Genomic DNA, 18,080 nt, shown 5'->3' on the forward strand with positions numbered 1-18,080 from the left:
GCAACCGGCTGTGCGGGCGGCGCCGAGCCGGTCTGGCCGGGCGATGGTAGGAAAGGGTGTTGTGACGGCTGAGACCGAGGACCCGAACCACTCCAGCGACGACGTGGTCGACGTGGTCAGCAGGCTGATCCGGTTCGACACGACCAACACCGGTGAACCCGAGACCACCCAGGGCGAGGCCGAGTGTGCGCACTGGGTCGCCGCGCAGCTCGCCGAGGTGGGTTACGAGCCCGAGTACCTGGAGTCCGGCGGGCCCGGTCGCGGCAACGTCTTCGCCCGCCTGGCCGGCGCGGACAGGTCGCGGGGCGCACTGCTGATCCACGGGCACCTGGACGTCGTGCCCGCCGAACCGGCCGAGTGGAGCGTGCACCCGTTTTCCGGAGCGATCGAGGACGGCTACGTCTGGGGTCGCGGCGCGGTCGACATGAAGGACATGGTCGGGATGATGATCGTGGTCGCCCGGCAGCTCAAGCGGGCCGGGATCGTGCCGCCGCGCGACTTGGTGTTCGCGTTCGTCGCTGACGAGGAACACGGCGGGCGCTACGGTGCGCACTGGCTGGTCGACAACCGGCCCGACCTGTTCGACGGCGTGACCGAGGCGATCGGCGAGGTGGGCGGCTTCTCGCTGACGGTGCCGCGGCCGGATGGCGGCGAACGCCGGCTCTACCTGATCGAGACGGCCGAGAAGGGCCTGGCGTGGATGCGGCTGACCGCCCGCGGGACGGCCGGACACGGCTCGATGGCGCACGACCAGAATGCCGTCACCGCCGTCGCCGAGGCCGTCGCCCGGCTGGGCAAGCACCATTTCCCGCTGGTGATGACCGACACCGTCCTGCAATTTCTGGCCGCCCTCAGCGAGGAGACGGGCCTGAGCTTCGATCCCGATTCGACCGACCTGGAGGGGACGATCGAAAAGCTGGGACCGATGGCCCGGATGCTCAAGGCCGTGCTGCACGACACCGCGAACCCGACGATGCTCAAGGCCGGTTACAAGGCCAACGTCATCCCGGCGACGGCCGAGGCGGTGGTGGACTGCCGAATCCTGCCGGGCCGCAAGGCGGCGTTCGAGGCCGAGGTCGACGAGCTGATCGGCCCGGACGTGTCGCGGGAATGGATCCGCGACCTCGACTCCTACGAGACGAGCTTCGACGGTGATCTGGTCGACGCGATGAACGACGCGGTGCTGGCGCTGGATCCCGACGCGCGGACGGTGCCCTACATGCTCTCCGGCGGGACCGACGCAAAAGCCTTCGCGCGCTTGGGAATTCGCTGCTTCGGCTTCAGTCCGCTGCGGCTGCCGCCGGATCTTGACTTCTCTTCGTTGTTCCACGGCGTCGACGAGCGGGTACCCATCGACGCGTTGCGGTTCGGCACCGAGGTGCTGGCCCATTTCCTGACGCATTGCTAGTGAAGAATCAGGTTCGACTGTTGCCTTCGACCACCCGAGAGGACCGTTCATGAGTTCGGTGTCCGACCCGTACGACGCCCTGCCCAAGCTGCCGACGTTCGGCTTGACGTCAGAATCGCTCGCCGACGGCCAGGCGCTGGCCACCCCGCAGGTCAGCGGGATCATGGGCGCCGGTGGCGAAGACGTCAGCCCGCAGCTGGCCTGGTCCGGGTTCCCGAAGGAGACCCGCAGCTTCGCGGTGACCGTCTATGACCCCGACGCCCCGACGCTGTCCGGCTTCTGGCACTGGGCGGTGGCCAACCTGCCGGCCGACGTCACCGAGCTGCCCGAGGACGCCGGCAGCGGAGGCAACCTGCCCGGCGACGCGCTGGAGCTGGTCAACGACGCCGGCATGCGCCGCTACATCGGCGCCGCGCCGCCCGCCGGCCACGGCCCGCACCGGTATTACATCGCGGTGCACGCGGTGGACGTCGACAAGCTCGAGCTGAGCGAGGACGCCAGCCCGGCCTTCCTCGGGTTCAACCTGTTCCAGCACGCGATCGCGCGCGCCTACATTCACGGCGTCTACGAACAGAAGTAGGTGAGCGCTCGCGCGTGTGTGTTGGTCCTGCCGGGCGGCCGCGTGCGCAGCGACGAGCGTTATCGATGGTGGCATCCGCCTAACCTGCGGATGATGTTGGTGGCGGGCGCGCTGCGCCGCCGACTGGGCCGCGATGTCGAGGTGCGGCGTGTCCAGTACCGCTTGCGCGGGTGGAACAGCCCGCGCTACGACGCGGTCGCCGACGCCACCGCCGTCCTTGCCGCCGCCGGTCGCCGATATGAGCCGAAAAGTATTGTGCTGGTGGGGCATTCGATGGGTGGTCGGGTCGCAACGCGGTTGGCCGCCGGCGGGCAGATCGGGGCGGTGGTGGCGCTGGCGCCGTACTGGCCACGCGACGACGGTGACCTGATTCCGCCGTCCACCCGGCTGCTCGTCGTGCACGGCACCGCCGATACCCGGACCGACCCGGAGGCCTCCCGCATCCAGACGCTGCGAGCCCGCGAACGCGGCCTGGATGCGCAATGGGTGGGCATCGACGGCGTGGGCCATCACATGGTGCGGCGGTTTCATGAATGGCATCGCCGCACCACGGATTTCGTCGCCGCATACCTGGACTCGCTGCGCTGAAAACTTGTCGGTGGTGCCGCATGGCACTTCCCGGCCGAGCCAGCTCATTTGGGGTGACTACCGGCCCGCGCGCCGTCGCCATAAAATTCTGCGCATGGGGTCCCTACGGCGTGACGAAAGCCATCGTCGGGGAGATCAAGGTCTGCAACGACACCAGATGTGAGGACGTGCGCGTGACGACCAGCTCCCTGTACGGCCGATGGTTCTACTCGGCGTTGGCCGTCCTGTTCCTGGCCTTGTTCGTGCTGAATGCATGCACCCACGGCACGACACTCGGCCTGATCAGTGCTGGAGGCCTCGCTCTGTTGATGGGTTACCTCGCCTACAGGGCCTGGCCGCGCAAGCGCCAAGCCAACCGCCCTTAAATCCCGTCTATCGCTCGCTGGGCGGCAATGGCGTTGCAGTGACGGGTACGGGTACATCGGACCACCAGAGGCTGCATGTCTCGACGGGCTCGAAGATCAGCCGCTATGACGATTCGCGGCGATGCGCCGCTCTAGGTCGTAATCGAGCGACTTTTGCGCGACTGCCAGACGACGGCGACTCCGCCGCCTAGCTCGGCGGAGGGTCAGCGGCCGACCCCACCGCATCCCGCAGCGAGGCGAACCCGCCCGCGTGCAGCCGGTCGGCGATGCCGTCGTGAATGTGCTTGGGCCACAAGCCGCCTCCGTAGATCCAGCCGGTGTAGCCCTGCAGCAGCGAGGCGCCCGCGACGATGCGCTCCCAGGCGTCGTCGGCGGTCTCGATGCCGCCGACGCTGATCAGCACCAGCCGGTCGCCCACCCGGTGGTAGAGGCGGCGCAGGATCTCGGTGGCCCGGCGTGCCACCGGCGGGCCCGAGATGCCGCCGGCGCCCAGCTCGTCGACTCCCGGCGTGGCCAGGCCGCCGCGCGACACCGTGGTGTTGGTTGCCACGATGCCGGCCAGACCCAGTTCGACGGCCAGGTCGGCGATGTCGTCGACGTCGGAGTCGGAGACGTCGGGTGCAATCTTGACCAGCACGGGCGTCGACGTCGCCGAGACTTCCGAGAGCACCGCCTCGAGGATGGGCCGCAGCGCCGCGACTGCCTGCAGGTCGCGCAGGCCGGGAGTGTTCGGCGAGCTGACGTTGACCACCAGATACGACGCCAGCGGCCCGACCAGCCGGGCGCTGGCCCGGTAGTCGTCGACGGCCTCGGCGGCCGGGGTCGCCTTGGTCTTGCCGATGTTCACGCCGATCGGCACGTCGGGCCGGTGCTGCGCCAGGCGCAGGGCGAGCTCGCCGGCGCCGCGATTGTTGAACCCCATCCGGTTGAGCAGGGCGCGGTCGTCGGGCAGCCGGAACATGCGGGGAGCGGGGTTGCCGGGCTGCGGGTGCGCGGTGACCGTGCCGATTTCGGCATAGCCGAAACCCAGTGCGCCCCAGGTGCCGAGCCCGACGCCGTCCTTGTCGAAGCCGGCGGCCAGCCCCAGCGGGCCGGGGAAACGAACCCCGAACACGGTGCTGGCCAGCGCCGGATCGCTCGGGCTCAGCAGTCGGCGCAGCGTCCGTCGCGACAGGCCGACGGCGGTCGCGCCGCGCAGCACGGCGAACACCAGCGTGTGGATGCGCTCGGGCGGGATCAAGAAAAACAGTCGGCGCAGCAGCCCGTACGCGCGATGCCCGCGCGCCTCCGCCGCCGTCACAGTTCCGGTTGGTCGAGTCGCTGGTTGGCCAGGCGAGACTTCTTGCGGCGCAATAACACTCGTCGACTGCCATCGGTGTAGAGCCGCACCCGCGCCAGCTCCCAGCCGCGATATTCGGCCTCGATGGACAGCCGGACCGAGGCGCTGAGCCTGGTCACTTCTGGCGGCAGGCGCAACAGCACCCTCTCGTAGTCGTCGGACACATCGGCGTCCCACCCGGTCGGCAGCGCGCTACGTCGTGAAGGACTGGGCCGCGACGCCGTCACCGGGTACCCGCCGCGTGCTCGATGATCTGGACCCCCGCACCGGATCCCGACACCACGTACAAGGTGTCCGCGGCTTCGTCAAAGGCCAGCGAGTTGGGTTGCTGCACAGTTGGGTAATGCACCTTCTCGACGGGGATTCCGGTTGACAGATCGTAACCAATGACGGCGTTGGATGCGGTCTGGGACACCCAGGCCAACTGCCTCGATCCGGCCAGCCCGTAGGGCGCGCCGCGCACCGGGTAGGCCTGCCGCAGGATCAGCGGGGTCCGCGGCGAACAACAGCCGTACACCAGCAGTTCGCCGCCGCGGGTGTCGGCGACCAGCACTCGCCCCAGCGGATCGGCGGTCATGGTGGTGGCGCCCTCACCGGCGCGCAGCGCCTGCTCGGCGCGGCCGTCGGCGCCGATCGTCGTCACCGACGTCTGCCCGCGATCCAGGACGACGGTCGTATTCCCTTGGGTCGCAAGGTAATCGACGCGGGCGAAGATCTTGTTGCGGCCCTCGACGGCCGCGCTACCGCCATCCGGGGTTCGGGCGGTCAGCACGTAGACGGCGCCGTCGGCGCTGCCCAGGACCAGCTTGCCGTCGGCGCGGCGCGCGATCGCGGTGAAGTCGACCTGCGCGGCGTCGGCGACCGCGACCCGCTCAACGTGACCGGTGGACAGGTCGGCTGCCAGGTAGCCGCCACGGCTGGACAGATAGACCGTGCCGCGGCCGTCGCCGGTCAGCGCGGTCGCCGGCCCGGGCAGCGCGATGGACCGCGGTTCGGCCGGTGCCTGACCGACCACCGTCAGGCCGGCGGGGGCCGCCGGGTCGGGGCCGGGCGTCAGCACCGCCAGCTGGTGGGTGCCGTCGTCGAAGACGGCCGCCGCGGCGTGCCCCGCCAGCGGCCGCACCGAACCGGCCGGATTCTGCGACACCGGCGGCGAGTCGGCCGCGCGGGCCGGTTCGATCGTGCGCGGGGCGGTACTGAGCGGATTCGACGAGCATCCGGCGATCTGGGCCAGCACTAGGGCCAGCAAAAGAAGCGCGGTGGGCCCGTGACGCAGGGCTAGGCGCTTCTCGCTTCTAGGGCGTGACAGCAACAACTGACCTTCGATAGTCGGACGTGAAGTTCACATGTTAGGGAACGCTTTCGCATCCAATATGGCCATGTCGACCACGACCGACCGTACTGGAGAGGTATGGTCGGGTCATGACCGTCATCGTTGACCGGCATACCTCGGACAGGGAGTTTGCTGTCGAAGACATTTCGACAGGCATCTTTGCGAGCGGGTACGGACAAGTCGGTGATGGGCGCAGTTTTTCTTTCCACATTGAGCATCGGTCGCTCGTTGTCGAAGTTTACCGGCCGCGTCTTTCCGACCCGGTTCCGCAGGCCGAGGACGTGGTCGCGAAGGCTGTCCGCGGCCTGGTCGACATCGATCTCACCGACGAGCGCAGCCTGACCGCCGCGGTGCGAGACGCCGTCGCGCGTGCGGTGCCCGTCGCTCGTTAGTCCTCAGCGCCACCCGCATTCGGTACGGTCGTCGTCGTGACGGTCATCCTGTTGCGCCACGGTCGATCGACGTCGAACACGGCGGGAGTGCTGGCTGGTCGGTCCGAAGGCGTCGATCTCGACGACAAGGGCCGCGAGCAGGCCGTCGGGCTGATCGATCGGATCGGCGACCTGACGATCCGGGCCGTCGTCTCCTCGCCGCTGCTGCGGTGCCGCCGCACGATCGAGCCGCTCACCGAATCGCTGTGCCTACAGCCGCTGATCGACGACCGGCTCGCCGAGGTGGACTACGGCGACTGGACGGGCCGCAAGATCTCCGAGTTGGCCAAGGAGCCGCTGTGGCGGGTCGTACAGGCCCATCCCAGCGCGGCGGTGTTCCCGGGCGGCGAGGGCTTGGCGCAGGTGCAGGCGCGCGCGGTGGCCGCCGTCCGCGAGCACGACCGCAGGCTGGCCGGCGAGCACGGCGGCGATGCGCTGTGGGTGGCTTGCACTCACGGTGACGTCATCAAGGCGCTGATCGCCGACGCCTACGGCATCCACCTGGACGGCTTCCAGCGCGTCACCGCCGACCCCGCGTCGGTGAGTGTGATCCGTTACACGGAGCTGCGCCCATTCGTGTTGCATGTCAACCACACCGGCGCCCGGCTGTCGGCGGGTCTGCGGGCCGGGCCACCGCCGAAGACCGACGAGGCCAAGGCCGACGGGCAGGGCGACAAACCGGAGGAATCGCAAACCCAGACCGGCGATGCGGTGCCGTCGAGCGACGCGGTGGTCGGCGGCTCCACGGATTAACTCCGCTGGATCTCTCGGCAGGCAACCCAATCCGGATCGCATTGCATTGCCAACAGCCGGTATTTTGGAAAGTGCCATGGCCCGCGCAATTCACGTCTTCCGCACACCCGACCGCTTCGTGGCCGGGACGGTTGGTCAGCCCGGAAACCGGACCTTCTACGTTCAGGCCGTCCACGACGCCCGCGTCGTCTCGGTGGTGCTGGAGAAGCAACAGGTGGCCGTGCTCGCCGAACGCATCGGTGCGCTGCTGCTCGAGGTGAACCGCCGGTTCGGCACCCCGGTGCCGCCAGAGCCCGCCGAGGTCGACGACCTCGACCCGCTCGTCACCCCCGTCGACGCGGAGTTCCGGGTCGGGACGATGGGCCTGGGTTGGGACTCCGAGGCGCAGACGGTGGTGGTCGAATTGCTGGCCGTCACCGACGCCGAATTCGACGCCTCGGTGGTGCTCGACGACACCGACGAGGGGCCCGACGCGGTGCGGGTGTTCTTGACGCCGGAGTCGGCACGGCAGTTCGCCACCCGGTCCAATCGCGTGATCTCGGCCGGACGGCCGCCGTGCCCGCTGTGCGAAGAGCCGTTGGACCCCGAGGGCCACATCTGCGCCCGCGCCAACGGCTACAAGCGCAGCGCGCTGCCCGGGCCCGGCGATGAACCCGAGGAATGACGATCGCGAGGTCTTGCGGAACGGCGAGCTGACGGTTCTCGGACGGATCCGCTCGGCCAGCAACGCCACCTTCCTGTGTGAGGCCACGCACGGCGAGTCCAGCGCGCACTGCGTGTACAAGCCGATCGCCGGCGAGCAGCCGCTGTGGGATTTTCCGGACGGGACACTGGCCGGCCGCGAACTCGCCGCGTATCTGGTGTCGGTCCGGCTGGGCTGGAACATCGTGCCCTACACCATCATTCGGCACGGGCCGGCGGGTCCGGGCATGCTGCAGCTGTGGGTGGAGCAGCCCGGCGACGACCCCGACACCGAGCCGCGGCCGGGGCCCGACCCGGTCGACCTGTTTCCCGCGGGTCGAAGGCAGCCGGGTTATCTACCGGTGACCCGGGCCTACGACTACACCGGCGACGAGGTGATGTTGATGCACGCCGACGACATCCGGCTGTGGCGGATGGCGGTGTTCGACATCCTGATCAACAACGCCGACCGCAAGGGCGGCCACGTCCTGCGCGACCTCGAGGGCAACATCTACGGGGTGGACCACGGCGTGTGCCTGCACGTCGAGAGCAAGCTGCGCACGGTGCTGTGGGGGTGGGCAGGCAAGCCGATCGACGATCACATGCTGGAGGCCGTCATCGGCCTGGCCCGTGCGCTGGCCGACGACTTCGGCGAGGAACTCGCCGAGCACCTCACCCAGGACGAAATCGCCGCGCTGCGCGTCCGCGCGCACCGGCTGCTGGACGATCCGGTGATGCCCGGGCCCAACCGCCACCGGCCCATTCCCTGGCCGGCGTTCTAGGGCACCCGGTGCCGTCGGCGATACTGAAGCGGTGACCCCGGCACCCGAAGAGATGAGCGATGCCGAACTGGCCGCCGATCTCGCCGCCGACGCGGGGGAGTTGCTGGTGAAAGTGCGCGAGGAGATCGGTTTCGGCCATCCCTGGGCGCTCGGCGACGCGGGCGACAGCCTGGCCAACGAGCTGATCCTGCGGCGGCTGCGGGCCGAGCGGCCCGACGACGCCGTGCTCAGCGAGGAGGCCTACGACGACCTGGTCCGGCTGAAGTCCGACCGGGTATGGATCATCGACCCCGTCGACGGCACCCGCGAATTCTCCACACCCGGGCGCGACGACTGGGCGGTGCATATCGCGCTGTGGCAGCGCACCACCGACGGTGAAGGCGAAATCACTGATGCCGCAGTCGCTTTGCCCGCTCGCGACAACGTCGTGTACCGAAGCGACACGGTGACCGACGCGAACGCGCGGGAGGGCATCCCGCACACCCTGCGGATCGCGGTGAGCGCAACGCGGCCGCCGGCCGTTTTGTATTACATGCGGCAGACGCTGGCCATCCAGCCGGTGGGCATCGGGTCGGCCGGCGCCAAGGCGATGGCCATCATCGACGGCGACGTCGATGCCTACCTGCACGCGGGCGGGCAGTGGGAATGGGATTCCGCGGCGCCGGCCGGCGTGGTGCTGGCTGCGGGCATGCACGCGTCGCGGTTGGACGGCTCGCCGATGCGCTACAACCAGCCCGACCCGTATCTGCCCGACTTCGTGATGTGCCGCGCCGAGCTGGCCCCGATCCTGCTCGGTGCCATCCGCGACGCGGTGCGCTAGTCGCTTAAGGTTCAAGGCATGCAGTCGTGGTCCTCCGCACCGGTGCCGGCGATACCGGGACGTGGACCCGACCTTCGGCTCTACGACACCTCTGACCGCCAGGTCCGCCCGGTGGCGCCCGGCGCGACCGCGTCGATGTACGTCTGCGGCATCACGCCCTACGACGCCACCCACCTGGGCCACGCGGCCACGTATCTGGCGTTCGACCTCGTCCACCGCCAGTGGCTGGATTCCGGTCACCAGGTGCGCTACGTGCAGAACGTGACCGACGTCGACGACCCGCTGTTCGAGCGGGCCGCCCGCGACGGCGTCGACTGGCGCGAACTCGGCGATCGCGAGGTCGCCCTGTTCCGGGAGGACATGGCGGCGCTGCGGGTGCTGCCGCCGACCGAGTACGTCGGCGCCACCGAGGCGATTGCCGAGGTGGTCGAGCTCGTCGAGAAGATGCTGGCCTCCGGCGCGGCGTACGTGATCGACGGCGAGTTTCCGGACGTCTACTACCGCGCCGACGCCACACCGCAGTTCGGCTACGAGTCGGGCTACGACCGCGACACCATGCTGCGGTTGTTCGCCGAGCGCGGCGGCGACCCGGACCGCCCCGGCAAGGCCGACGAGCTCGACGCGCTGTTGTGGCGCGCCGCGCGACCCGGCGAGCCCAGCTGGCCATCACCCTTCGGTGACGGCAGGCCCGGCTGGCACGTGGAGTGCGCGGCGATCGCGCTCAGCCGGATCGGCAGCGGACTGGACATCCAGGGCGGCGGCAGCGACCTGATCTTCCCGCACCACGAGTTCACCGCCGCCCACGCTGAATGTGTCAGGGGCATAAGGCGATTCGCTCGCCACTACGTGCACGCGGGAATGATCGGCTGGGACGGGCACAAGATGTCGAAGAGCCGCGGCAACCTGGTGCTGGTGTCGCGGCTGCGCGCCGAGGGCGTCGAGCCGGCGGTCATCCGGCTGGGCCTGCTGGCGGGGCACTACCGCGCCGACCGGTCGTGGAGCCAGCAGCTGCTCGACGAGTCGGCCGCCCGGCTGCAGCGCTGGCGCACCGCGACGACGCTGCCCGCAGGCCCGGATGCAACCGATGTCCTCGCGCGGGTGCGCCAGTACCTGGCCGACGACCTCGACACCCCTAAAGCGCTTGCCGCACTTGATGGTTGGACTACCGACGCACTCGAGTACGGTGGCCATGACACGGATGCGCCAGGATTGGTCGCGGCCGCGATCGATGCGCTGCTCGGGGTGGAACTGTAATCGCTGGGGGAAGCGCCTTGCTGGAAAGGATTCATTGACCATGGCATCGCTGCAGGATCAAGTCGTCTTCATCACCGGTGGCGCGCGGGGCATCGGCGCCGAGGTCGCAAAGCGGTTGCGCGACAAGGGCGCCAAGCTCGTGCTGGTCGATCTCGACGAGGCGGTGCTGGCCGACGCGACCGCCCGACTCGGCGGCAGCGAGCACGTGCTCACCGTCGTCGCCGACGTGCGCGACCTGCCCGCGATGCAGGCCGCGGCCGCGGCGGCCGTCGAACGCTTCGGCGGCATCGACGTCGTCGTCGCCAACGCCGGCATCGCCAGTTACGGCTCGGTGCTGGCGGTGGATCCCGAGGCCGTCAAGCGGGTGCTCGACGTCAACCTGCTCGGTGTCTTTCACACCGTGCGCGCCACGCTGCCGGCGCTGATCGAACGCCGCGGCTACGCGCTGATCGTCTCGTCGCTGGCTGCGTTCACCGCGGCGCCGGGCATGGCCCCGTACGACATGTCCAAAGCCGGCAACGAGCATCTGGCCCACGCGTTGCGGCTCGAGGTCGCCCACCTGGGCGTGCGCGTCGGGTCGGCGCACATGGCCTGGATCGACACCGCGCTGGTCCGCGACACCAAAACCGACCTGCCCACGTTCGCCAAACAGCTCGCGTCGCTGCCGTGGCCGTTGAACAAGACCACCTCGGTGGACAAGTGCGCGGCCGCGTTCGTCAAGGGCATCGAGGCCCGCAAGGAGCGGGTGTACTGCCCGGGCTGGGTGTCCGCGTTCCGCTGGATCAAGCCGGTGCTGTCGACGCCCCTCGGCGAATTCCCGTTGCGCAAGGCCGCCGCCGAGCTGATGCCGCAGATGGATGCAGAGGTTGCCGCGCTCGGCCGCTCGACCAGCGCCTACAACGAGAACCTGGGCAAGGCGTAGGCCTACGCCCCCGAACGCGGGGGTTGCCTGGGCTTGTTGGCGATCGCGGGGAACGGGCCGGTGTGGCCCATCCGTTCGCGGGCGGCGTCCATCACACGGCCGCGCACCGCGAACCAGCCCGCGATCAGCGCCGGGATGATGACGATCAACATGGCGACTGTCCACGTGCCGATCGGTTTGTCGAACGCCATCAGCACCAGGATGAAAACCAGGAACGCCAGGGTGACAAAGCCGCTGTACGGGGTCAACGGCATGCGGAAGCGCGGCCGCTTCAGGATCCCGCTATTGGTCAATTGGTAGAACCGCAACTGGCACAACACGATGGTGGCCCAGGACGCGATGATGCCAAGCGCGGCGATGTTGAGCACGATCTCGAAGGCTTCGCCGGGCTTGAAGGCGTTGAGCGCGATGCCGAACAGGCAGATGACGCCGGTCATCGCGATCCCGCCGAACGGCACGCCGTTCTTCGTCATCCGCTTGGCGAAGCTGGGGCCGCTGCCGCTCATGGCGAGCGAATGCATCACGCGGCCAGTCGAATACAGCCCGGCGTTCAGGCTCGACAGCGCGGCGGTAAGGACCACGATGTTCATCAGGTCGCCGGCCTCATGGAAGCCGATCTTGGAAAAGAAGGTGACGAACGGGCTTTCGCCGGCCTTGTAGGCGGTGTAGGGCAGCAGCACCGCCAGCAGGGCGACCGAGCCGACGTAGAAGATCGCGATGCGGACGATCACCGAATTGATCGCGCGCGGCATGATCTTCTCCGGCTCGGCGGTCTCCCCGGCCGCGGTGCCCACCAATTCGACAGCGGCGTAAGCGAATACGACCCCCGAGGCCACCACCAACAGGGGCAGCGCGCCGCTCGGGAGCAGCCCGCCATGGCCTTCCCACACGCCGGGACCGGTCTGGTGCCCGTCGATCTGGTATCGCCCGGCCAGGAACACCACGCCCACGACCAGGAATGCGATCAGCGCGAAAACCTTGATCAGCGCGGCCCAGAACTCGAGCTCGCCGAACCACTCGACCGAGATCAGGTTCATCGACAGCACGACCACCAGCGCGATCAGGGCCAGCACCCACTGCGGTATCGCCGTGAAGGTCGTCCAGTGCCGCAGGTAGGTGGCGATCGCGGTGGTGTCCACGATCGACGTCATCGCCCAGTTCAGGAAGTACATCCAGCCCACGGCGTAGGCGGCCTTCTCGCCGAAGAACTCCCGCGCGTAGGACACGAACGATCCCGACGACGGGCGGTGCAGCACCAATTCGCCCAGCGCCCGCAGGATGAAGAACACGAAGATGCCGCACACCGCGTAAACGAGGAACAACCCTGGGCCGGCTTTCGCCAGTCGGCCGCCGGCGCCGAGGAACAGGCCGGTGCCGATCGCACCGCCGATCGCGATCATCTGGAGTTGCCGGGGTTTGAGCCCCTTGTGGTAGCCGGCTTGCTCGTTGAAGCTGTCCGCGGCGTTCGGGCCGGGTTCAGGAGTGACGGGCTCGGCGGCCAAGGAAAATCCAATCGTCGTCGTTCGCCCAACCCGCTGCGAATGTCTCGATCCCCGGTTGGCTAGCTAGCGATCCTTTCGCAGTCGACCGGCCGGGGCAACACGACGGTCTGCGGGTCACCTACCGCGGCCGGGACGGCGGCGGCGCAGATAGCGTTCGAACTCGGCGGCCAGCGCGTCGCCGTCGATCTTGTTCAGGGCCTCGTTCACGTCGACCTCGGCGTCGCCGCGCTGTTCCAGCGCCGTCACGTACTCGGCCAGGTCCTCGTCCTCGGCGGCCATCTCGCTGACCGCCTGCTCCCACTCCTCGGCCTGCGTCGGCAGGTCGGCCAGCGGCACCTCGATGTCCAGCACGTCCTCGACGCGGCGCAGCAGCGCCACCGTCGCCTTGGGGTTCGGCGGCTGCGACACGTAGTGCGGGACCGCGGCCCAGAAAGTCACGGCGGGGATCCCGGCGGCGACGCAGGCGTCCTGGAACACCCCGGCGATCCCGGTCGGCCCCTCGTAGCGGGTTTCCTCGAGGCCGAAGCGCTTGGCCGACTCGGGGGAGTAGGCCGCACCCGAGACCGGCACCGGGCGGGTGTGCGGGGTGTCGGCCAGCAGCGCCCCGAGGATCACGACGGTGTCGACGTTGAGCTTGTCGGCGATGGCCACCAACTCGGCGCAGAAGGTGCGCCAGCGCATGTTCGGCTCGACACCGTGCATCAGCACGACGTCGCGGTCGGCGCCCGGCGGCCGGCAGTGCGAAATCCGCATCGCGGGCCACACCAGCTCGCGGGTTACCCCGTCGACCTGCCGGATGACGGGGCGATTCACCTGGTAGTCGTAGTACGCCTCGTCGTCGATCTCGATGATCGGATCGGCTTCCCAGATGGCGTCGAGGTGCTCCAGCGCGTCGCTGGCGGCGTCGCCGGCGTCATTCCAGCCCTCGAACGCCGCCACGACGACGGTGTTGTGCAGATCGGGCAGGGGGCTGCCTTCGGGGTTCACAAAATCAGGGTACGGCCTGCGCCGGACGGTCGGTGCCAGCGCTCGCCGACACCGACCGGAATCCGTTACGACCGGGCCATTTGCATAGCACGTCTATGCTTATGAGGTGACTGCGGCGATCGTCGAGGCGAAATAGGGGTGGCCGCAAACTGGTTAACCTTGGTAACTAAATTCGATCTAGCAGGGCGTCTATACGTCGGGTGACAACGTAGACTTTTCTGGTCGAGAGGCGTTGCAACGGTTCCGGTTCCCCGCCGGTATCCGCCACGCTCGGCAGAGTCAAGGACGCCTTCCGCTATGGAAGGAACGTACGTGAGCGCCTTTGAGCCCAATATCCGCCCCGACTGCAGCGACGAACTGAGCGCCGCGCTGCGCCAGCGGATCATGGTGATCGACGGCGCCATGGGCACGGCGATCCAGCGGGACCGGCCGGACGAGGCGGGCTACCGCGGCGACCGGTTCACCGAATGGCCGACCGCCCTGCAGGGCAACAACGACCTACTCACCCTGACGCAGCCGCAGATCATCGAGGGCATTCACCGCGAGTACCTCGAGGCGGGCGCCGACATCCTCGAGACCAACACGTTCAACGCGAACGCGGTCTCGCTCTCCGACTACGACATGGTCGACCTGAGCTACGAGTTGAACTACGCCGGCGCCGCCCTGGCCCGCAAGGCCGCCGACGAATTCAGCACCCCGGAGCAGCCCCGCTACGTGGCCGGCGCCATCGGGCCGACGACACGGACCGCGTCGATCTCGCCGGACGTCAACGACCCCGGCGCCCGCAACGTCTCCTACGACCAGCTGGTCGCTGCATACCTCGAAGCCGCCAACGGTCTGGTCGACGGCGGTGCCGACCTGCTCATCATCGAGACGATCTTCGACTCGCTGAACGCCAAGGCGGCGGTCTTCGCCGTCGAGACGCTGTTCGAGGAGCGCGGACGCCGCTGGCCGCTGATCATCTCGGGCACCATCACCGACGCCTCCGGGCGGACGTTGTCGGGTCAGGTCACCGAGGCGTTCTGGAACGCGATCAGGCACGCGAAGCCGATCGCGGTCGGCCTCAACTGCGCCCTGGGGGCGCCGGAGATGCGGCCCTACATCGCCGAGGTGTCGCGGATCGCGGACACCTTCGTCTCCTGCTATCCAAATGCCGGCCTGCCCAACGCTTTTGGCGAGTACGACGAGACCCCGGAGGCTCAGGCCTCCTACATCGCCGACTTCGCCGACGCCGGCCTGGTCAACCTCGTCGGTGGTTGCTGCGGGACGGCGCCACCGCACATCGCCGAGATCGCGAAGGTCGTCGAGGGCAAGGCGCCCCGCGCGCTGCCGGAGATCGACATGGCCACCCGGCTATCGGGCCTGGAGCCGCTCAACATCACCGACGATTCCCTGTTCGTGAACATCGGCGAGCGCACCAACATCACCGGCTCGGCCCGGTTCCGTAACCTGATCAAGGCCGAGGACTACGACACCGCGCTATCGGTGGCCCTGCAGCAGGTCGAGGTCGGTGCGCAGGTCATCGACATCAACATGGACGAGGGCATGATCGACGGCGTCGCCGCGATGGACCGGTTCACCAAGCTGATCGCGGCCGAGCCGGACATCAGCCGCGTCCCGGTGATGATCGACTCCTCCAAGTGGGAGGTCATCGAGGCGGGCCTGAAGAACGTGCAGGGCAAGCCGATCGTCAACTCGATCTCCATGAAGGAGGGCGAGGAGAAGTTCATCCGCGAGGCGCGGCTGTGCCGCAAGTACGGCGCCGCCGTCGTCGTGATGGCCTTCGACGAGCAGGGGCAGGCCGACAACCTCGAGCGCCGCAAGGAGATCTGCGGGCGCGCCTACCGGATCCTGACCGAAGAGGTCGGCTTCCCGGCCGAGGACATCATCTTCGACCCGAACTGCTTCGCGCTGGCGACCGGTATCGAGGAGCACGCGACTTACGGGATCGACTTCATCGAGGCCTGCGCCTGGATCAAGGAGAACCTGCCCGGGGTGCACATCTCCGGCGGTATCTCGAACGTGTCGTTCTCGTTCCGCGGCAATAACCCGGTGCGCGAGGCGATCCACGCGGTGTTCCTGTTTCACGCCATCAAGGCCGGCCTGGACATGGGCATCGTGAACGCCGGTGCGCTGGTGCCATACGACTCGATCGACCCCGAGCTGCGGGAGCGCATCGAGGACGTCGTGCTGAACCGTCGCGAGGATGCGGCCGAGCGGCTCCTGGAGATCGCCGAGCGGTTCGCCAGCAAGGACCAGGCCTCGGAAGGTAAAGCCCCGGTCGCGGCCGAATGGCGCAGCCTCCCGGTCCGCGAGCGGATCACGCACGCCCTGGTCAAGGGCATCGACGCCCACGTCGACGACGACACCGAGGAGTTGCGCGCCGAGATCGCCGCCGCCGGTGGCCGCCCGATCGAGGTGATCGAGGGCCCGCTGATGGACGGCATGAATGTCGTCGGTGACCTCTTCGGCTCGGGCAAGATGTTCCTGCCCCAGGTGGTGAAGTCGGCCCGGGTGATGAAGAAGGCGGTGGCTTACCTGCTGCCGTTCATCGAGAAGGAGAAGGCGGATTCCGGCGCCGCTGCCGGCAAGGACACCAACGGCACGATCATCATGGCGACGGTCAAGGGCGACGTCCACGACATCGGCAAGAACATCGTCGGAGTTGTCTTGCAGTGCAACAACTTCGAAGTGATCGACCTCGGGGTGATGGTGCCCGCCGAGAAGATCCTGGCCGCGGCCGAGGAATACGACGCCGACATCATCGGGTTGTCCGGCCTGATCACCCCGTCGCTGGACGAGATGGTCAACTTCGCCGCCGAGATGGAACGCAAGGGGCTGGAGATCCCGCTGCTGATCGGTGGCGCGACCACCTCGCGCGCCCACACGGCGGTCAAGGTTGCGCCGCGTCGCAGCGGTCCGGTGGTGTGGGTCAAGGATGCGTCCCGCTCGGTGCCGGTGGCTGCGGCACTCCTGGACGACAAGCAACGTCCGGGCCTGCTGGAGGCCACCGCCGCGGACTACGCATCCCTGCGCGAACGGCACGCGCAGAAGAACGAACGGCCGATGCTGACGCTGGAGAAGGCCCGCGCCAACCGGACGCCGATCGAGTGGGACGCCTACACGCCGCCGGTGCCCGAAATCGGGGTGGGAGTGCGGGAGTTCCTCGCCTATGACCTCGCCGAGTTGCGGGAGTACATCGACTGGCAGCCGTTCTTCAACGCCTGGGAGATGAAGGGTCGCTTCCCCGACATCCTCAACAACCCGGCCTCGGGCGAGGCCGCTCGCAAGCTCTACGACGACGCCCAGGAGATGCTCGACACCGCGATCGAGGAGAAGTGGCTGACGGCCAACGGGGTGATCGGCTTCTTCCCGGCGAACGCGGTCGGCGACGACATCGAGGTCTACACGGACGAGAGCCGCACCGAGGTGCTGACCACGCTGCGCAACCTGCGCCAGCAGGGCGAGCACCGCGACGGCATCCCGAACCGGTCGCTGGGCGACTTCATCGCCCCCAAAGAAACCGGCCTGGCCGACTACGTCGGCGCCTTCGCCGTTACCTCAGGGCTCGGCAGCCAGGACAAGATCATGGAGTTCAAGGAAGCCCTCGACGACTACAGCGCGATCCTGCTGGAGTCGATCGCGGACCGGCTGGCAGAGGCGTTCGCCGAACGGATGCACCAACGAGTCCGCAAGGAGTTCTGGGGATTCCAGCCGGACGAGGCGTTGGACAACGAGGCGCTCATCGGTGAGAAGTACGTCGGAATCCGGCCCGCCCCCGGCTACCCGGCCTGCCCGGAGCACACCGAGAAGGCGACGCTGTTCGAGTTGATGAACGTGACCGAGCGCACCGGCATTGAGCTGACCGACTCGATGGCGATGTGGCCCGGCGCCGCCGTCAGCGGCTGGTACTTCTCGCACCCGCAGTCGCAGTATTTCGTGGTCGGCCGGATGGCCCAGGACCAGGTCGCCGACTACGCCAAGCGGAAGGGCTGGACCCTGCAGGAAGCCGAGCGCTGGCTCGGCCCCAACCTCGGTTACAACCCGGAGGACTGAGCCCGTGCACCGCATCGCCGATATCGCCGCCGAAGCCGTCAATGCCACGGTGTTGCATCTGCGGCGCATCGTCGGGGCGCTGTGCACCGCTCTGGGTCGCACCAGGCGCGAGGTCAGCGACTTGGCTTGGGACTACCAGAATCTGGCGGCAAGCGTTCGTTTCTCGGCCCGCCGGGGCCGCGCGTCCACCGCGGATGAGGGTCCCGCGATGCAGAGCGAGCACGTCGCCGACGTGATATCGATCGATATGCGTCGTCGAAAGGCCAACTGAAACAAGGG

At 68.4% G+C, this 18,080-nt stretch carries 18 protein-coding genes; 13 read left to right on the forward strand and 5 right to left on the reverse strand.

The window, feature by feature from the left end:
* Positions 1 to 43: 43 nt before the first annotated feature.
* The 4 genes from MRAB57_RS20865 (at position 44) to MRAB57_RS20880 (ending at position 2,941) form a co-directional block, all read left to right on the forward strand.
* On the forward strand, positions 44 to 1,408 hold the full coding sequence (locus MRAB57_RS20865; RefSeq protein ID WP_077089033.1) for a M20/M25/M40 family metallo-hydrolase: 1,365 nt from the start codon (positions 44 to 46) through the stop codon (positions 1,406 to 1,408).
* A gap of 49 nt (positions 1,409 to 1,457) precedes the next feature.
* A complete protein-coding gene (locus MRAB57_RS20870) occupies positions 1,458 to 1,988 on the forward strand; it encodes a YbhB/YbcL family Raf kinase inhibitor-like protein (RefSeq protein WP_077089034.1) in 531 nt (176 codons plus the stop codon).
* Positions 1,989 to 2,576 carry an alpha/beta fold hydrolase gene (locus MRAB57_RS20875; RefSeq protein ID WP_077089035.1) on the forward strand — a complete coding sequence of 196 codons (588 nt, stop codon included), beginning with the start codon at positions 1,989 to 1,991 and terminating at the stop codon, positions 2,574 to 2,576.
* Between the two features lie 173 nt (positions 2,577 to 2,749).
* The gene (locus MRAB57_RS20880) at positions 2,750 to 2,941 is read left to right on the forward strand and encodes a hypothetical protein (protein WP_077090735.1); all 192 of its coding nucleotides are present in this window, start codon (positions 2,750 to 2,752) and stop codon (positions 2,939 to 2,941) included.
* Between the two features lie 187 nt (positions 2,942 to 3,128).
* Here MRAB57_RS20880 and MRAB57_RS20885 read toward each other — a convergent pair whose 3' ends face one another.
* Genes MRAB57_RS20885 through MRAB57_RS20895 form a run of 3 tightly spaced genes read right to left on the reverse strand, consistent with a single transcriptional unit; the run spans position 3,129 to position 5,556 of the window.
* On the reverse strand, positions 3,129 to 4,241 hold the full coding sequence (locus MRAB57_RS20885; RefSeq protein WP_245835969.1) for a quinone-dependent dihydroorotate dehydrogenase: 1,113 nt from the start codon (positions 4,239 to 4,241) through the stop codon (positions 3,129 to 3,131).
* A complete protein-coding gene (locus tag MRAB57_RS20890; RefSeq protein ID WP_077089036.1) occupies positions 4,238 to 4,507 on the reverse strand; it encodes a DUF5703 family protein in 270 nt (89 codons plus the stop codon). Before MRAB57_RS20890 ends, MRAB57_RS20885 begins: the two co-directional genes overlap by 4 nt.
* Positions 4,504 to 5,556 carry an SMP-30/gluconolactonase/LRE family protein gene (locus MRAB57_RS20895; protein WP_077090737.1) on the reverse strand — a complete coding sequence of 351 codons (1,053 nt, stop codon included), beginning with the start codon at positions 5,554 to 5,556 and terminating at the stop codon, positions 4,504 to 4,506. The genes MRAB57_RS20890 and MRAB57_RS20895 overlap by 4 nt, the downstream gene beginning before the upstream one ends.
* 146 nt (positions 5,557 to 5,702) lie before the next feature.
* On the opposite strand from MRAB57_RS20895, the gene MRAB57_RS20900 reads away from it, so the two are divergent.
* The 7 genes from MRAB57_RS20900 to MRAB57_RS20930 all read left to right on the forward strand — a co-directional run bounded on the left by MRAB57_RS20900 (position 5,703) and on the right by MRAB57_RS20930 (position 11,256).
* Positions 5,703 to 6,005: a hypothetical protein gene (locus MRAB57_RS20900; protein WP_077089037.1), complete on the forward strand. Its 303-nt coding sequence runs from the start codon at positions 5,703 to 5,705 to the stop codon at positions 6,003 to 6,005.
* A 36-nt stretch (positions 6,006 to 6,041) separates the two neighbouring features.
* Positions 6,042 to 6,797 (forward strand): histidine phosphatase family protein, encoded by a 756-nt coding sequence (locus MRAB57_RS20905; protein WP_077089038.1) that lies wholly within the window; start codon positions 6,042 to 6,044, stop codon positions 6,795 to 6,797.
* Between the two features lie 76 nt (positions 6,798 to 6,873).
* On the forward strand, positions 6,874 to 7,461 hold the full coding sequence (locus tag MRAB57_RS20910) for a DUF3090 domain-containing protein (RefSeq protein WP_077089039.1): 588 nt from the start codon (positions 6,874 to 6,876) through the stop codon (positions 7,459 to 7,461).
* The gene (locus MRAB57_RS20915; protein ID WP_077089040.1) at positions 7,445 to 8,260 is read left to right on the forward strand and encodes an SCO1664 family protein; all 816 of its coding nucleotides are present in this window, start codon (positions 7,445 to 7,447) and stop codon (positions 8,258 to 8,260) included. The genes MRAB57_RS20910 and MRAB57_RS20915 overlap by 17 nt, the downstream gene beginning before the upstream one ends.
* 52 nt (positions 8,261 to 8,312) lie before the next feature.
* Positions 8,313 to 9,080: a 3'(2'),5'-bisphosphate nucleotidase CysQ gene (locus tag MRAB57_RS20920; protein ID WP_108637975.1), complete on the forward strand. Its 768-nt coding sequence runs from the start codon at positions 8,313 to 8,315 to the stop codon at positions 9,078 to 9,080.
* An 18-nt stretch (positions 9,081 to 9,098) separates the two neighbouring features.
* Positions 9,099 to 10,334: a cysteine--1-D-myo-inosityl 2-amino-2-deoxy-alpha-D-glucopyranoside ligase gene (gene mshC / locus MRAB57_RS20925; protein WP_077089042.1), complete on the forward strand. Its 1,236-nt coding sequence runs from the start codon at positions 9,099 to 9,101 to the stop codon at positions 10,332 to 10,334.
* Positions 10,335 to 10,374: 40 nt separating this feature from the next.
* Positions 10,375 to 11,256: an SDR family oxidoreductase gene (locus MRAB57_RS20930; protein ID WP_077089043.1), complete on the forward strand. Its 882-nt coding sequence runs from the start codon at positions 10,375 to 10,377 to the stop codon at positions 11,254 to 11,256.
* Positions 11,257 to 11,258: 2 nt separating this feature from the next.
* Here the strand turns inward: MRAB57_RS20930 and MRAB57_RS20935 are convergent, their stop codons facing one another.
* The gene (locus MRAB57_RS20935; RefSeq protein ID WP_077089044.1) at positions 11,259 to 12,758 is read right to left on the reverse strand and encodes an amino acid permease; all 1,500 of its coding nucleotides are present in this window, start codon (positions 12,756 to 12,758) and stop codon (positions 11,259 to 11,261) included.
* A 114-nt stretch (positions 12,759 to 12,872) separates the two neighbouring features.
* The gene (locus tag MRAB57_RS20940) at positions 12,873 to 13,745 is read right to left on the reverse strand and encodes a PAC2 family protein (RefSeq protein ID WP_173813954.1); all 873 of its coding nucleotides are present in this window, start codon (positions 13,743 to 13,745) and stop codon (positions 12,873 to 12,875) included.
* A gap of 297 nt (positions 13,746 to 14,042) precedes the next feature.
* Here MRAB57_RS20940 and metH point away from each other — a divergent pair, with 297 nt between their 5' ends.
* Together metH and MRAB57_RS20950 are read left to right on the forward strand one after the other, a co-directional pair.
* Positions 14,043 to 17,801: a methionine synthase gene (metH, locus tag MRAB57_RS20945; protein WP_077089045.1), complete on the forward strand. Its 3,759-nt coding sequence runs from the start codon at positions 14,043 to 14,045 to the stop codon at positions 17,799 to 17,801.
* Between the two features lie 4 nt (positions 17,802 to 17,805).
* On the forward strand, positions 17,806 to 18,072 hold the full coding sequence (locus MRAB57_RS20950) for a hypothetical protein (protein WP_077089046.1): 267 nt from the start codon (positions 17,806 to 17,808) through the stop codon (positions 18,070 to 18,072).
* The last annotated feature ends 8 nt before the right edge of the window (positions 18,073 to 18,080 follow it).

The sequence above is a fragment of the Mycobacterium rhizamassiliense genome, assembly GCF_900157375.1.
Taxonomy (GTDB): domain Bacteria; phylum Actinomycetota; class Actinomycetes; order Mycobacteriales; family Mycobacteriaceae; genus Mycobacterium; species Mycobacterium rhizamassiliense.

Bases quoted from the DNA above. Each gene is read 5' to 3' on its own strand.
- MRAB57_RS20865 (WP_077089033.1), top strand. From the start codon at position 44: ATGGTAGGAAAGGGTGTTGTGACGGCTGAGACCGAGGACCCGAACCAC.
- MRAB57_RS20870 (WP_077089034.1), top strand. From the start codon at position 1,458: ATGAGTTCGGTGTCCGACCCGTACGACGCCCTGCCCAAGCTGCCGACG.
- MRAB57_RS20900 (WP_077089037.1), top strand. From the start codon at position 5,703: ATGACCGTCATCGTTGACCGGCATACCTCGGACAGGGAGTTTGCTGTC.
- MRAB57_RS20910 (WP_077089039.1), top strand. From the start codon at position 6,874: ATGGCCCGCGCAATTCACGTCTTCCGCACACCCGACCGCTTCGTGGCC.
- MRAB57_RS20915 (WP_077089040.1), top strand. From the start codon at position 7,445: ATGAACCCGAGGAATGACGATCGCGAGGTCTTGCGGAACGGCGAGCTG.
- MRAB57_RS20920 (WP_108637975.1), top strand. From the start codon at position 8,313: ATGAGCGATGCCGAACTGGCCGCCGATCTCGCCGCCGACGCGGGGGAG.
- mshC (WP_077089042.1), top strand. From the start codon at position 9,099: ATGCAGTCGTGGTCCTCCGCACCGGTGCCGGCGATACCGGGACGTGGA.
- MRAB57_RS20930 (WP_077089043.1), top strand. From the start codon at position 10,375: ATGGCATCGCTGCAGGATCAAGTCGTCTTCATCACCGGTGGCGCGCGG.
- metH (WP_077089045.1), top strand. From the start codon at position 14,043: ATGGAAGGAACGTACGTGAGCGCCTTTGAGCCCAATATCCGCCCCGAC.